The sequence below is a fragment of the Bacillus massilinigeriensis genome (assembly GCF_900117315.1).
Classification (GTDB): domain Bacteria; phylum Bacillota; class Bacilli; order Bacillales; family Cytobacillaceae; genus Bacillus_BE; species Bacillus_BE massilionigeriensis.
The window spans coordinates 423,033-438,545 of the sequence record NZ_LT630337.1 but is presented as its reverse complement, the minus strand read 5'-3'; the positions used below and the strand labels follow the sequence as shown (position 1 = coordinate 438,545).

Sequence of the window (15,513 nt, the reverse complement as noted above, 5' to 3'; positions counted from 1 at the left end):
GAGCTATTTTCCTATTAAATAAAAAAAGCCTGATTCAAGTAATGAATCAAGCTCGGTATTATAAAAATAGTTATACTGTCAATTTTTATTAATGGCCACAATATTAGAATCCAGGGATTTTTATTCTTAAACTATTTGAGTTTTTCACTTCTCATTGATCGTCTGAATATTTTCACTCTGCTCTTCGATTGAATCGTCTTCCTTTTCAAATTTTGGAGAAAGTAAGGTAGCAATTACCTCATCGTCATCATGGTTTATTGTAATATGGCTATAATTATTTCTGATTGCTCCAATATTCACAGTATGACCTATCCCTAGGTTAGAGATATCAACTTCAATAACTTCAGGAATATCTCTTGGTTTTGCAGAAATATTTAACTCATGAAGAGATTGTTGGAGAATTCCTCCCTCTTCTTCTCCCTTTGAAGTCCCTATTAAATCGACGTGAACCTTTGCATGAATCTCATTAGTCATATTGATATGTAGAAAATCAGCATGAATTATATCATGATTTAGCGGGTTCCATTGAAAATCCTCAAGTATTACATTTTCTGATTTCCCATTAATATCCAAGGAGATAATTCCGTTTTTACCGTTTTCTCGAATCACTTTGAGCAGATCAATATTTTTTACCGCAATTGATTTGCTTGGTTCATGTCTTCCATAAACAACTGCCGGGATTTTCCCATCGTTTCTTAATTTAGTTAGTACGGACCTTCTGAACATTTTGCGTTCCTCTGCTACTAAAGTATTGCTCATAGCATTTCACCTTCCTAAAACATAAGAATTTTAGACATAAGTATAAAAATCTTTCTCATATAGGAATGCCTAAGGATAAAGTTTTCTTTAACTCATTAATTATATCGAAAAATGTCGATTTTTGCAAAAATTCGGCATTATAGAATAGTTGTCAAGTATCAGAATCGCAAGTTACAATCCAAAATTAATTCAACATCTGCAAGAAAAATTAAAGCATTAATTACCATTCAAAAAAGAGTGGAAATTATAAAGTTATTATTGTTTTTGGGGGATTATTGAGGAATTAATAACAAGAGGCTACTTTCTAAAAGTAGGGATGATGGACATCCTTGTTATTTATACACCTCTGAAGAATGATTATAATGCCAGATTTAAAAGTAAATAAAAAAGCCCGGAAATAATTGCAGAAATAGGCAGGGTAATAACCCAAGTAATAACCATTTGCTCAGCAACACTCCATTTAACACCCTTAAAACGATGGGAAGCACCAACACCCATAATAGAAGATGAGATTACATGTGTTGTACTTACAGGGAGATGTAGAGATGTTGCTCCGAAAATAATTATTGCACTCGATAGATCAGCCGCCACTCCGTTAACTGGTCTGATTTTCATTATTTTACCGCCGACAGTTTTGATGATTCTCCATCCACCAATCGAAGTACCGATTCCCATCGCAGATGCACAGGCAAATTGTACCCAAAATGGAATATCACTTGAAGCTAGTTGGCCGTTAGCAATCAAGGCCATCGTGATTATTCCCATGGTTTTTTGTGCATCATTCGTCCCATGTGAATAGGACTGTAATGCAGCAGTGAAAATTTGAATTATCCTGAACCTTTTATTCGTTTTCGCTAAATTATTATTTTTAAAGATGACTTTAAAAATACTGTAAACGATATATCCAAATACAAAGGCAATGACCGGGGATAAAATAAGACCTTCGATAATCTTAATAAAACCCGAGTAATTTAATGACTTAAATCCCGCTGCTGCAATGGCTGCTCCCCCAATTGCTCCAATAATTGCATGTGAGGAACTACTCGGTATACCTAGATACCAAGTAATTAAATTCCATAGGATAGCTGCAAGAAGAGCCGCTAAGATAACAACCGACCCGTTTGGTATGGCAAACGGATCCACAATATCTTTTGTAATGGTTTTTGCAACACCAGTAAATGACATAGCACCAAGAAAGTTCATCGAGGTTGCTAGCAAAATAGCATGCTTCATTTTTATTGCCTTTGTCGAGATTGCCGTTGCTATCGCATTAGCAGTATCATGAAACCCATTGATAACATCAAATATCAAAGCACATATAACCACAAGAATCGTCAATAAAAAAACACTGTCCATTTGTCAATCTCCTGACTGTACATAATGATTGTTCTGAGCATTATAGAGACATTTGACAGTAACCAGCAATTTTTCAAGTTTATTATCAATAAATCTCTTTGTATTTGATTTTTTATCAGTGGTAAAGGGATGCTTGATTAATATCGTTGAATACCGTCACAATTTGATCCATTATCTTTAGCTTTAATTTGTATATGCTCATAGATTTGTTGAGGTAAATATTCTAGTTTCTAGCATCAAAAATTCTTCAATTTTATTTACATTATACAACTTTTTTCTTATTCCAGAGTATTTTATGAATACTTTGAAAAAGGCTTCGGTTCATCCTTCTAAAAAATCATCATTCCGATTAATCCACTGACAACTCCAATTGCAACGACAGCTGCCATTATAAAAAATATCACATTTCTTGGGAATGATTTTGCAACCATTATTAAGGATGGCAAACTTACTGCCGGTAAAGTCACTAATAAAGCAGCTGCTGGTCCCCCACCAAGTCCCAAAGACATAAAGGTTTGTATGATAGGAATTTCCGCAGCAGTTGGTATGACAAATAGCATTCCTGTAATCGCAAATAGAATAATGGCCATTATCCCATTTGATGTAGAAGCACTTAATTGTGGGAACAGCCAGACACGCCCGAACCCAAGAAGTAAAACCGAGATGAGATAAGCAGGAACGATATAAAGGGTCATCATCCCTAAGCTTTTCAACCATCTACCAAGGAAATGTCCTTCTGGTTTGATATCAGCAATCATTTGCTCCACTTCAACTTTTTGAGGATTTTTCACAAGTTTGTTGGCAAAATAGCTCACTCCAAACGTCATAATTAGCCCCATCACTAATCGAAGCAAGGTAAATTTCCATGATAGAACAAAGCCCATAAAAACAAGAGTGGCCGGGTTAATCATGGGGTTACCAATCCAAAATGCTAATGCTGCTCCAACTGATACTTGCTTTTTACGAAGACCAACGGCTACCGGAGCTGCGCAACAAGTACACATCATCCCTGGAACTGCTGCCATTCCAGCAATTGCGGTGCTGCCGAATGATGTTTTTCCAAGTATTTTTAAGAGCCATTGTGTTGGCAATAACACCTGTACTAAGGAACCAAGAAGAATCCCAAGAACGGCTGCCTTCCAAACAGAATTGAAATAAACCAATGCATAATCCATTGCTGCCTGCCAAGAAGGGGTTACATTAGATAAGTCACCCAAAATGGACGTACCAATGGAATGGGTATTTGCAGCCAAAATTGATTTATTATAATATGGCCACCATTTGACATACATAAGTCCAATAGCAGCAATAAGCATAAAAATGGCAATCAACCATAGAGAGTTCTTTGAGTTTATTTTTTCATTTGTTAAATCTTGATGTGTCATTTTGTCCTCCCTGATAAAATCTAAATTAAGACATAATATTATAACATATATTTTATTAATATAACAAAAAGATCATCACACCTTATAAAATCGGTATCCTACCGTATTCGGCTGAGGAATTTCACTTCTCGAAAAAAATACTTTATAATAATTATGTTGAACACTTAAAAAAAGCTGTAAAGTTATGTAGAAATCGGCAAACGGCCGATTTTTTATATTATGTTTTGAAAATCTAGTGAAACTTATGAATATAGAAAGGTGAATCCAACATGTTTCAGGATATTTCAATAGAAGAACTACTCACATTAAAAGATCAAGGAGACATTACCGTTATCGATGTAAGATCTCCTTCTGAATTCATGAATTCGACCATCCCTGGTAGCATAAATATCCCGTTTTTTAATGATGAGGAACGGGAAGAGATTGGAACCATCTATAAACAAGTCGGTGTCCAAGAAGCCAAAGACCGGGGACTCGAATTAATGTCAACCAAGTTACCCAATTTTGTTAAGGAATTTTCCAACATAAAAGGAAAGAAAGCCGTTTTTTGCTGGCGTGGTGGAATGAGAAGTAGAACAACTGCTACAATTCTTGACTTAATGGGTATAAAAGTTTTTCGTTTAGAAGGCGGTTACCGCAATTATCGTCAATGGGTTGTACATCAATTAGAAAACTTCGAGCTAGATAAAGAGGTCTTTGTCTTAAATGGTAATACAGGAACAGGTAAGACAACTATACTTCGGCGTCTAAAAAAAGAAGGCTTTCCTGTTATTGATTTGGAGGGACTGGCTAATCATCGGGGGTCGATTTTTGGACAAATCGGCTTACAACCAAATAATCAAAAAACCTTTGATTCCTTCCTCATGGAGGATCTTCAACGCTATCAATCCTCTCCTTTCATTCTTTTTGAGGGTGAAAGCAGCCGCATTGGCAAGGTAACCCTTCCTCCCTTCCTCATGAAAAAAAAGGAACAAGGATTGCAGTTTGTTCTTGAGTTGCCAATGGAAGAAAGAGTCAAGCATATACTAGAGGATTATGAACCATGGAATCATAAGCAGGAATGTCTGGAGGCTTTTAAGCGAATCAAAAAACGACTTCATACACCTATTGCTAAGCAAATCGAACTAGAATTAGAGGCTGAAAATTTTTCAACGGCTGTTGGTTTATTACTTGAATACTATTATGATCCTTTATACGAGTACTCTACCAATAAGTATCCTGAAGACAAATTAATAAATATTAAGGCTGATAATGTGGATGAGGCAATAACTGTCATTAAAGATTATCTTGGAATTAGGAAAAAATAATAAATAAATGATCTAACCAGATTTATCATGTAAGCATTGAATGAATCTGGTTTTTTTATCACTATTGTTCGTTCATGGATTCATGAACTTTTCCTAAATATTAGTTAAAATCACTGGTTCTTATTAAAGAGTTCATCTAAAATATCATAAAGTCCAGTTTACTATTATTAGACTTGTCTTTTTTTCAGTCAAAGAGGAGAATCTCATGAAAACTCAACAAAGTAACAAATATACATTAGCTATATTACTGACTATTTTATTTATTACTTTTTTAGGAATTAGTCTCGTTATCCCTGTTATGCCAACAATTATGAATGAATTACATATTTCTGGGACTGTTGTTGGATATTTGGTTGCGGCCTTTGCTTTATCACAGCTGCTTGCTTCACCTATTGCTGGACGATGGGCTGACCAATTTGGTCGAAAAATAATGATTATTATCGGCCTTATCATCTTTGGTTTTTCAGAGTATTTATTTGGGATTGGGAAAGCTGTCGAGGTTTTATTTATTTCACGCATACTTGGTGGCATTAGTGCAGCCTTTATTATGCCTGCAGTCACAGCCTATATAGCTGACATTACAACCATTCAACAACGTCCAAAAGCAATGGGATATATGTCTGCAGCTATATCCACTGGTTTCATTGCAGGTCCTGGAATTGGTGGATTCTTGGGGGAAATTAGTTATCGATTGCCCTTCTTCTGCGCGGCAGGATTTGCTTTAGTCGCTGCCACTTTGTCACTAGTTACTTTACATGAACCTGAGCGAAATCCGGAAAATGTTGAGAAACAAGTACAAAAGACAGGTATATCAAGAATTTTTGCACCGATATTTTTTATTTCGTTTATGATCATATTAATATTCTCGTTTGGTTTAGCATCGTTTGAATCACTCTTTTCCTTATTCGCAGACCATAAATTTGGATTTACACCTAAAGATATTGCCATCATGATAGCTGGCGGTGCAATTATTGGTGCAATCACACAGGTTGCCTTATTTGACCGCTTAACCAATTGGCTTGGGGAAATTCGCTTTATTCGCTATTGCTTAATCCTTTCAACTGTACTTGTATTTTTAATGACAATTGTAACATCTTATTTTGCGATCCTTCTCGTTACTTTTACAGTATTTGTTGGTTTTGATCTAGTGCGCCCGGCGGTTACCAATTATTTATCTAAGATTGCCGGAAATGAACAAGGGTTTGTAGGTGGGATGAATTCGATGTTTACTAGCTTAGGAAATGTTTTCGGTCCCATTGTTGGTGGAGCTCTATTTGATATTAATTTAAACTACCCATTTTATTTTTCAACCATTGTTCTCATCTTGGGTATTGGACTGACCTTTGTTTGGAAAACGTCTGTGCAAAATCAAAAAGAGGCTAGTTCATAAAGGTCAGTCTAGAATTTCCGGATAATTTATTTGCAGCTAATAGCTATATGCTGAAATTTATGGAAGTCCAATAGATTATTAATTATCAATCTCTCTTTAGTAGTAATACTTCTAATTGAAGCTATATAGATGACTGGATACTAGTTTCCCCTCTAGTATCCTTTCGTTCTTCCTTAATAGAAATCACCCCAATTAAGCCAAAAATGGAGAAAACCACAGGAATGATAAAGCCGTAGTGAAATCCAGCCTCTATACTCCCGGCAGCAATCTGAAAGTGATCCAAAACTTTTCCAAAAATACTTGGCAACAAGACAGCACTTAAAAATCCGCCGGTATTAGCAAAACCTGAGGCAATTCCAGATTCTGTGATTGGAAACGATTTGCGAACAGAAGCAAAGGTTAAGGCATTTGCCCCGTAAGCTAGGCCTATGATAAAGAATAGCGAAGGTAACAAAGATAGTGGGGGATTCCCTTTAAATAAAAGAAAGACGGACCAGCCTAGCGCAAAAATGAAATGCACAACAATATAAGGTCGTTTAATTTCATTAAACCGACTGGAAACCCAACTAGCTATAGGCGCACCAATGATGGCACCAATTAGACCAACTAATATAAGTTGACTAGAACCTGAACGTGATAATCCATATACATTCATCCCATAGGGCACTGCCCATGAACCAATAAAACCAACATACGTTCCAACTATCCCAAAGTGGCAAAGGAACAAAGCCCACGCTTGTCGATTAAAAAATATTCTTCTTAGTAAAACCAAGGTACTTTCACGTGGTCCTTCACCTTTTACCAAAAAAGGCTGTTTCGTTTTTTTTATTAGTACGAAATAAAGAAGAATGCTACATAAGCATAACAATAAACCCGTTGAAAAAAATGCCTTCCTCCAGCCAAGTAAGTCAATGAATATGGAGAAAGGGACGGTCGCCACTATAAATCCAAGGCTTCCAGTCATTGCCGTTACACCGATTAATCGAGGAAACTCCCTTGTATTAAACCACTGACTTAAAATCAACACCAGATTGACCCAAATTGTAGCATCTCCAATACCTGTAAGTATTCTCCCAAAAAATAATGCGAATTCATGCGCTCCAAAACTATAGATGATGGTACCAAAGCCCGTAAGAATACTGCCAATAATGAGGAAAAAATTAGGTCCAAAGCGATCAGCCAACATCCCCATTGGAATCTGTAACCCAGTGTACACAAAAAATTGGATACTGGTCAGTAAGCCAATCGTTGTCGCTGTTACATGAAAATCTAACATCACTTGATCTGTAATTAATCCTGGTGCCGTTCGCTGACTCGATATGAATAAATACGTCAATAAAACAGATACAAATACAACCCATCTAAAACGACTATTTTGTTTGTCCAATGAACTCAAACCCCTGTAAACTTTTTCTTCTATATATATGATTTCTAATTAAGATGAACCCGTTAAATAAAAAATGGCTCTATATATAGGCTTAAAAAAAGAGCACTATAAATAAAACCATTACTGTATTAAAACTATTTTTTTTACGAATACTTTGGAATTTCACTAGTATTGAAAGCCTTTATTATTAATCGTAGATTGGGTATTTTTTTATATTGTTCAAATCCAGCATCATAGAAATGTGCGACCTTACTGGACCATGAACTACATGGGACCCACAAGGATCCTAAGTAAATCATATATTTAATCCTCCTACCTATCTTTTGACATTATCCAATTTTGACCAGTTAATCGTATTTTCAAGAAGAATGGCTAGAATAATCCCTACTAAGAGTCCACTACTTAGAAGTGGTCTAACAAGCATTGGGATTGAACTAAACCTTTCTGCAGGAATATTCATAATGGCCATTCCTAATAGGACAGGGGCAGCTATGCGATAAATTGTCTTTGGAGTTAAATTGATTCCATTTAGATTGGAAATGGCTCCACTAAACAGTTGTAAATATGCAACAAATAAAACAGCATCCCCTACACTCACTGGTAATGTAGAAAAGAGTTGACTAAGTGATGGAACTAATCCTAGCAAAATAAACATGAAGGCACCGATAATCATTGGTAAAGTTTCAAATATGAGAGTTGATTGTAAAAATCCTAAAGACGATATGTAAGGGGCATATGGAACCATTCCAAATGCTCCTGAAAAAACTGAATTAATACCAGTTAACACAAATGATTTGCGGTACTGATTATCCGATGTCGCAGCATTAACCATTGGTTCAATCCCTTTTATCGAAGCCACCGTATTGGTCGTATTTACTAGTCCAGTTAGGACAGCAAATATAATGAGTCCAATGCTAAAAGTTGGTTTCCCCCATGGAAAAGGATTAAAAATCTTTGTGGATGTAACAACTTCCGATGACGGCAATGGGAAGAAGATAGCATAAATAACCCAACCAGTTATAATTCCAATCAAAATTGAAAAGTTGCGAATGGCGCCGGGGCCTTTCACATTAATCAATATGACAAGAAGGATTAAAAATATCGATAAAGCAGCAGTCGGCAGGTGAATTTGATCATCAGTTGACAATCCAAGCATTCCTTTTGTGAAAATTCCAATCAGCTGTGCTGCTAGTAGAAATAATACTGTACTCATGACAACTGGAGTAAATAATCGTTTCAGTACATTCCCCATTCCAGATGCTCCGAGAACCATAATAAAGAGGCCAGAAAAAATAATTCCAACTGCAAGGCCACCCCCCAGTTCACTTAATGTTAACCCAGCGGAGGAGGCAGAGGCGCTTATGCTTAGAATAGCTCCCCACCATAATCCAGATTGCCCTTCCATTAAGGGATATCTGTGTCCGATTACTGCTTGGAGAATACAAGCAATACCTGTATAAATAAATGACCGTTGAAGAGCACTGGCAACTTCTATTGCTGAAAGGTCAAATGCAGACCCAATCGTAATTGGGATAACTACCGTATTAGCAAACATAAAAAACAGCCATTGTAATCCGGCCAAAAAAATCGTAGATGATGACTTTTGATTCAATTCTATTGCCTCCTATCTTTCTTTCATTTTCCCAGACCATTATGTTCATTTGAATACAAATATCAAATCCTGATTCTAACCGGTCAAGGAATTTGAAAAATAAAAAGGCGTACTTCCAAAAGTGATAAAAGAGTAGGTGTCCAAACCAACTCAAAGACAGGAGGAAGACTCCTTATGCAGATTATAACCTATACTGTGAGACTGGAGAATAACGGAATATTATGCAGGGGTGTCTTGAAATGAATAATTCAGACAAAAAGAATAGATTAGTGGATGGTTGTATGAGGCATGGAGCAGGTTCTCTTTTATTAAAAAGCACGAGTAGGAACCCAATAACCGACCCGTGCTTACAAAATGTTTAATTAATATCCTTAACTTCAGATTTTCCTCCTACATATGGTTCAATCTTTTGACTCATCCGTTGCTTCTTCAAATGAAAGTAACCGAAAATAGACATCAACAATGAGCCTAATGCATCAACGTTAATATCCTCCATTGTATCTGCAACAGCCTCCCGTCCTAATAGGACCGTTCCATCAGACAAAATGAATTTTTGCATGTTGGTACCCAACAACCAGTCCGCCATAAATTCGTAGATTTCCCAGATAGCACCGCAAGTCACTGCGAAACAAAAAGCAAATAACGCCACGAAAAAAGGACTTAACTGGATATTTAGATTCTCAGCATCGTTAAAAAAATTGACAATAACTAAACCTAATGCCCCTAGCATTACAGCGCTAAAACCATGAAGAATCAGATCCCAATAAGGAATCCTAAAGTAAAAGTTTCTAACTTCTCCAAGGTATATAGCACAAAATAAAAATATAAAGAAGATAATTTCCATGATGTCTGGTATATCAATATTAAACCGTTTCTCTACCTTGGAAGGAAGAAAAATAATAATACTTCCAAAGACACATTGCAGGATCATTAGAACATAATCACTTTTTACACGTTCATATTCATGCTGGGCAGGGCCTGATGGGGCGATGGAAAACATGTAAATAGCATAAATCACCGATACAACAAGCAAAGCTAATACAATTCTAAAAATCCATGTTTTCCTTTTTGGATATTTTTTACTTCCCTCTACCAATTTGTTCTCCTCCTACTTGTTCTAACAAAGATTTCTGATGGCTAAAACCCTCTTAGAATCAATCAATCTATTGTTGAAAGGCTTTATTTATATGTGTACTCTTACTTAATAAGATTATCCTCCCCTTATTATAACCCTATCTAACTATGCCTTGTGAACAAATAAACAATCATTCCAAAAGCCTTAATCTGTTTTATTAAAAGAAGGGGATAGATACTACAAATGAATGATATATAACAATAAATCTAAATTTGTTCCATCTCTTCCTCTATGTAAAAAAAGACTTTCTATACAAAGAATGGTAGATTATAAAAATCGTAGTTAATATCGTTTTGTTACAATGTTCATTTCGAAAAAATACAATTAATGTTTTAATTAGTACTAGGTTTACTATAATTTTTTCACAACAGTTATCGTATATGTGAAAAATAATAAATGGAGGGCCCCTATATGTTTGGGAAAGAGAAAAAAGAGAAGCGATTCATCATTAAAGAGGAACAGTCGTTAGGAATTGGTGCTGTATATGTCGTTGTTGATACTCAGACTGGTGTTAATTACTTAATGACTATCGGAGCAGGGCAGAATGGAGTTACACCGCTATTGGATTCCGATGGGAATGTGTTAGTTGATAAATAAATTACAATCTATTAGAGATGGTATAAGTATTATCTTTATAACGATTAAAACAGATCATCATTAAAAACAGATTAAGGGAAGCTCCTTTTGGCTTCCCTTAAAAATCCATCTATTTTAGCATTTTTCTTTTTGAAGGGTGTACCATTTCTTTTCTAATGAATTCATTTAATGGTAACCCTATGACTATTACATAATTTGACTTTCCTTGATAGAAGCTTTTTAAAAGATCCATATGAATAGCTTTGCCATCAAATACCCGACCAACCCGCAGCAGGGGAAAGTGAGCACCCAGGTCAGTACCATTTCTCGGACAATACCCAAATTGACATTCTTGATATTCTTAGCAGCCCCAACACCCATAATTGCAGTTGTCTTTGTATGTGTTGTCGAAACGGGTATACCACTGGCAGTTGAAAGAAATAAACATATCCCACCTGCTAAATCTGCTGAAAACCCCTGATATTTTTTCAACTTAACCATGTCCATACCCACAGACTTGATAATTCGATAACCACCAATGGAAGTTCCAAGGCCCATAACTGCAGCACAAAGGATCATGAGCCATACTGGAATAACCACCTCTGCATTTTGCGTCTGACCCTTCGCAAGAAACATTCCAAGCAAGAATATACCAATAAATTTTTGCCCATCCTGTGCACCATGCATAAAGGCCATGCCTGCTGCAGATATAATCTGAGCTTTCCCAAAAAACCTACTCGATTTGTGAAGATTCATATTTCTAAACAAAAGTTCAACTAGCTTCACCGCTAGAAATCCCATGACAAATCCCAATGCAGTGGAGAGAACTAAGCCATAGAGAACCTTAATCCACTCACTGCCATTTATTCCAGAGAATCCTCCCTGTAGAGCAATTGCTGCACCTGAAAGTCCCGCAATTAATGCATGACTCTCACTTGTTGGAATTCCAAATGCCCATGCTGCAGTTGCCCAAAGTACAATCGCTGTTAATGCTGCACATAATGCAACCAATGCATCATTTACATTACCTTGGAAATCGACCATATTATAAATGGTTTCAGCCACCTTTTGATTGACCATTGTCATAGCAACTACACCAAACAGATTGAACACTGCCGCCATGAAAATGGCTGATCCCGGCTGCATTGCACGGGTGGAAACACAGGTGGAAATGGCGTTTGGAGCATCTGTCCAACCATTGACAAGAATTACGCCTAATGTCAGTAATGTGGTAAAGATTAATGGTGTATATATACTTAATTCAGAAATGAAATCTAAGAATGTTATTTCCATAGGATATGACTTCCGTTCAAGTATAGCTGGCATATCGTGGATTGAATTTCAAGCATCATCCTCATCTTCCTTCGATTCAATTTTCATTTTTTTCCGGAGTCATGATTCTATTTTGACGTATTTTGTTGAGCAAATTAATAGCCACTCTTCATTCCTAGATAAAGCACAATTACGTTAAATGCAACCTGAGAAGTTGAAACAAAATCATACTTCTATCAAAATTATATCAAATAAACAAACCCATAAATATGAATATTCACACAATTAACATTTATCCTCTACTAAATAGAGATTGGGATTTGGAAAGGGATAGAGTTTATACCAATAATATATAATGGAAAGAAAAAGGGTATAAGTCCCCTGCGGACCGAGATACAGGTCATTTTCAAATACCGAAAATTCGGCTGTAAGCTGAGGAACGACTTTTTTCTCTTATAAAAAGCAACAAAGAAGCCCAACAGATAGAATCAACTTGGAACCAGAAGAAATAAACGTAAGCCCCTCAATTTTAGATAGGGGGCTCATCATTCTATTGTTACTCCATTCCATCAAGATTCTTTGACACAAAATTATCGAGCATTGCTCTCACTTCATCTGTTGACTCCGTACTCATTAATTGATTTCTTAATTCACTTGCCCCTCGAAAGCCTTTGACATAAATCTTAAAAAAGCGATGAAGAGCCTTGAATGAACGCAGCTCTAATTTTGAGTATTTATCATGGAGATCCAGATGCAATCTTAAGAGATCAAGCAATTCTTTACTGCTATGATCTTTCGGTTCTTTTTCAAAGGCAAAGGGATTATGGAAAATACCTCGCCCAATCATAACCCCATCAACTTCATATTGTTGGGCTAGCCTTAAGCCCATTTGACGATCAGGAATATCCCCATTGATAGTCAAAAGTGTATCAGGTGCCACCCGGTCACGAAGTGTCTTAATCTTAGGAATCAGCTCCCAATGAGCATCTACCTTGCTCATTTCCTTTCTTGTACGCAGGTGAATGGAAAGATTAGAAATATCTTGTTTCAATAGATGTGTCAGCCAAGCCTGCCATTCTTCTATATCCGAGTACCCAAGCCTTGTCTTTACACTTACAGGCAATCCTCCTGCTTTGGCTGCTTGTATTAAATCTGCTGCAACTTCAGGGCGACGGATTAACCCGCTTCCCTTCCCATGCTGCGCCACATTTGGAACAGGACAACCCATATTGATATCTATCCCTCGAAAGCCTTGTTTCGCCATACCAATACTCATTTGCCGAAAATTTTCTGGCTTATCCCCCCATATATGGGCCACAATAGGTTGTTCATCCTCAGTAAAAGTCAAACGTCCACGTACACTTTGAATTCCCTCTGGATGACAATAACTCTCACTATTTGTAAACTCAGTAAAAAACACATCAGGTCTTGCTGCCGCGCTTACTACATGCCGAAAAACAACATCCGTTACATCTTCCATTGGTGCTAGTATAAAAAATGGTCTTCGTAACTCACGCCAAAAATTATCTTTCATTTTCAAACCCCTCATTGCATTATTGGACACATGGGAATCCCCTTGTCTTCATAAATAAAAGCAAGGATTTCCCCTGCTTTAATTATACTTATACCATGCTTAAGAAGGAAGCAAGGGGACGGTTCTTTGCTTCCTTTTTGAAGCAGGGGGACGGTTCTTTGCTTCCTTTTTAAGGAGTACAGGGACAAGCGCCTCGTCCCATACATTGAGTTAGATTTCAATTTAATAGAAAATTCTACTTAGATTATCTTCATGAAACATGGGGGCAATTCTAAACAGCTGAAAGATAATACTTCGGCTGGAATTGTTTCCTTCCTACTGAAAAATCCTGATTTCTGTCTGCAAATAGGTACTTTTCTGCATGTTCATGACTAGTATGTCACACTATTTTTTCTATTTATCGCTTGGTTTTGGTTCAAAATGTTAGTCTGAAGTTCCGGAATATAATATATCCGCGATAATTTGATTTTATCCGCGGGTTTCGCTAATATTTCCGCTATTTTTTTGATATATCCGCTATTTTTTCAATTTATCCGCGGAAAAGTATTTTTTATCCGCGATGAGGTTTTTTAGCCGACAAGCCCATTTCTCCCTTGTTATCCCCCTCCTACGAAAGCTGTTCACGACTTTTCAAAAAGGGACAACACGGGACGTTTCGAGGCCACTGCTGAAAAAGTCTGTTTAAAACTAGATTCAAGTCGAAAAACTACAATCTTCACATGATTAACTTACTCTACTAAATAGATGTTGATTTATTTCAGGCTATTTTTCTATATTTTGGTGAAATACGTGTACGTTTCCCGTATTTTAATAGTTGTAAACTTTAAAATTAATGCACAATGAGGAAAAATATATAACATCCCCCTTATTTCGTTTGAAATGTAAAAAAAACCTAATCCAAATTGAATTTAGGTTTTTTACGCGCCTTAGAGGATTCGAACCTCTGACCGTACGCTTAGAAGGCGTATGCTCTATCCAGCTGAGCTAAAGGCGCAAGATATGTAATTTATATGGTGGGCCTAAATGGACTCGAACCCTCGACCTCACGCTTATCAGGCGTGCGCTCTAACCAGCTGAGCTATAGGCCCCTTCTATAATTGGAGCGGGTGATGAGAATCGAACTCACGACAACAGCTTGGAAGGCTGTGGTTTTACCATTAAACTACACCCGCAAAAAGATTGTACTTATCTGTTAATTCATTTGGCTGGGCTAGCAGGATTCGAACCTACGAATGACGGAGTCAAAGTCCGTTGCCTTACCACTTGGCTATAGCCCATTGAATAAACTACATGAATGAACTTCCTCGAATATTCATCATGAAATCGCATCGCAGGAAGATTTAATTGCAAATGAATAATCTCCCTTGAAATACTTCTGTAGTTAAATCTTCCGACATTTCCTGATATGACCGCAAAAGAAATTCAAGAGTATTTTCAAAGTCAGAGTAAATATTAAATGGGGCGATCGATGGGAATCGAACCCACGAGTGTCGGAGCCACAATCCGATGCGTTAACCACTTCGCCACGACCGCCATAGTTGCAACTCTCTTGGCAGGGGTAGTAGGAATCGAACCCACGCTGAAGGTTTTGGAGACCTTAGTTCTACCGCTAAACTATACCCCTATAAATGGTGGAGGGGGACGGATTCGAACCGCCGAACCCAAGGGAGCGGATTTACAGTCCGCCGCGTTTAGCCACTTCGCTACCCCTCCGGACAAAAAAAGGTGGCTCAGGACGGAATCGAACCGCCGACACAAGGATTTTCAGTCCTTTGCTCTACCGACTGAGCTACTGAGCCA

The 15,513-nt window shown here is 37.1% G+C and carries 11 protein-coding genes and 8 tRNA genes; 3 read left to right on the top strand and 16 right to left on the bottom strand.

Annotated elements, in window-relative coordinates:
• Positions 1 to 144: 144 nt before the first annotated feature.
• The 3 genes from BQ6100_RS02235 to BQ6100_RS02225 all read right to left on the bottom strand — a co-directional run bounded on the left by BQ6100_RS02235 (position 145) and on the right by BQ6100_RS02225 (position 3,500).
• Positions 145 to 759 carry a 50S ribosomal protein L25/general stress protein Ctc gene (locus tag BQ6100_RS02235; RefSeq protein ID WP_075980183.1) on the bottom strand — a complete coding sequence of 205 codons (615 nt, stop codon included), beginning with the start codon at positions 757 to 759 and terminating at the stop codon, positions 145 to 147.
• Between the two features lie 357 nt (positions 760 to 1,116).
• Positions 1,117 to 2,115 (bottom strand): inorganic phosphate transporter, encoded by a 999-nt coding sequence (locus BQ6100_RS02230; protein WP_075980182.1) that lies wholly within the window; start codon positions 2,113 to 2,115, stop codon positions 1,117 to 1,119.
• A gap of 329 nt (positions 2,116 to 2,444) precedes the next feature.
• On the bottom strand, positions 2,445 to 3,500 hold the full coding sequence (locus BQ6100_RS02225; RefSeq protein ID WP_075980181.1) for a permease: 1,056 nt from the start codon (positions 3,498 to 3,500) through the stop codon (positions 2,445 to 2,447).
• Positions 3,501 to 3,769: 269 nt separating this feature from the next.
• On the opposite strand from BQ6100_RS02225, the gene mnmH reads away from it, so the two are divergent.
• On the top strand, positions 3,770 to 4,807 hold the full coding sequence (gene mnmH / locus BQ6100_RS02220) for a tRNA 2-selenouridine(34) synthase MnmH (RefSeq protein ID WP_075980180.1): 1,038 nt from the start codon (positions 3,770 to 3,772) through the stop codon (positions 4,805 to 4,807).
• 205 nt (positions 4,808 to 5,012) lie between these two features.
• Positions 5,013 to 6,197, top strand: a complete 1,185-nt coding sequence (locus BQ6100_RS02215; RefSeq protein WP_075980179.1) for an MFS transporter — start codon at positions 5,013 to 5,015, stop codon at positions 6,195 to 6,197.
• A 121-nt stretch (positions 6,198 to 6,318) separates the two neighbouring features.
• Here the strand turns inward: BQ6100_RS02215 and BQ6100_RS02210 are convergent, their stop codons facing one another.
• The 3 genes from BQ6100_RS02210 to BQ6100_RS02200 form a co-directional block, all read right to left on the bottom strand.
• Positions 6,319 to 7,584 carry an MFS transporter gene (locus BQ6100_RS02210; protein WP_075980178.1) on the bottom strand — a complete coding sequence of 422 codons (1,266 nt, stop codon included), beginning with the start codon at positions 7,582 to 7,584 and terminating at the stop codon, positions 6,319 to 6,321.
• 316 nt (positions 7,585 to 7,900) lie between these two features.
• Positions 7,901 to 9,196 carry a uracil/xanthine transporter gene (locus BQ6100_RS02205; protein WP_075980177.1) on the bottom strand — a complete coding sequence of 432 codons (1,296 nt, stop codon included), beginning with the start codon at positions 9,194 to 9,196 and terminating at the stop codon, positions 7,901 to 7,903.
• Between the two features lie 358 nt (positions 9,197 to 9,554).
• A complete protein-coding gene (locus BQ6100_RS02200) occupies positions 9,555 to 10,292 on the bottom strand; it encodes a hypothetical protein (protein WP_075980176.1) in 738 nt (245 codons plus the stop codon).
• Positions 10,293 to 10,742: 450 nt separating this feature from the next.
• Between BQ6100_RS02200 and BQ6100_RS02195 the strand changes: the two genes are divergently transcribed.
• The gene (locus tag BQ6100_RS02195) at positions 10,743 to 10,928 is read left to right on the top strand and encodes a DUF6440 family protein (RefSeq protein WP_075980175.1); all 186 of its coding nucleotides are present in this window, start codon (positions 10,743 to 10,745) and stop codon (positions 10,926 to 10,928) included.
• 219 nt (positions 10,929 to 11,147) lie between these two features.
• Here the strand turns inward: BQ6100_RS02195 and BQ6100_RS02190 are convergent, their stop codons facing one another.
• The 10 genes from BQ6100_RS02190 to BQ6100_RS02145 form a co-directional block, all read right to left on the bottom strand.
• On the bottom strand, positions 11,148 to 12,233 hold the full coding sequence (locus BQ6100_RS02190) for an inorganic phosphate transporter (protein WP_218921346.1): 1,086 nt from the start codon (positions 12,231 to 12,233) through the stop codon (positions 11,148 to 11,150).
• A gap of 502 nt (positions 12,234 to 12,735) precedes the next feature.
• Positions 12,736 to 13,713, bottom strand: coding sequence for a tRNA dihydrouridine synthase (locus BQ6100_RS02185; protein ID WP_075983400.1), 978 nt, complete (start codon positions 13,711 to 13,713; stop codon positions 12,736 to 12,738).
• Between the two features lie 920 nt (positions 13,714 to 14,633).
• Positions 14,634 to 14,707, bottom strand: a tRNA-Arg gene (locus BQ6100_RS02180).
• Positions 14,708 to 14,724: 17 nt separating this feature from the next.
• Positions 14,725 to 14,801 (bottom strand) — tRNA-Ile (locus BQ6100_RS02175).
• 10 nt (positions 14,802 to 14,811) lie between these two features.
• Positions 14,812 to 14,885, bottom strand: a tRNA-Gly gene (locus BQ6100_RS02170).
• 30 nt (positions 14,886 to 14,915) lie between these two features.
• Positions 14,916 to 14,990: transfer RNA gene (locus tag BQ6100_RS02165), tRNA-Gln, on the bottom strand.
• Positions 14,991 to 15,170: 180 nt separating this feature from the next.
• A tRNA-His gene (locus tag BQ6100_RS02160) sits at positions 15,171 to 15,246 on the bottom strand.
• 17 nt (positions 15,247 to 15,263) lie between these two features.
• Positions 15,264 to 15,337 (bottom strand) — tRNA-Trp (locus BQ6100_RS02155).
• Positions 15,338 to 15,342: 5 nt separating this feature from the next.
• Positions 15,343 to 15,426 (bottom strand) — tRNA-Tyr (locus BQ6100_RS02150).
• A gap of 13 nt (positions 15,427 to 15,439) precedes the next feature.
• Positions 15,440 to 15,512, bottom strand: a tRNA-Phe gene (locus BQ6100_RS02145).
• Between the last annotated feature and the right edge of the window lies 1 nt (position 15,513).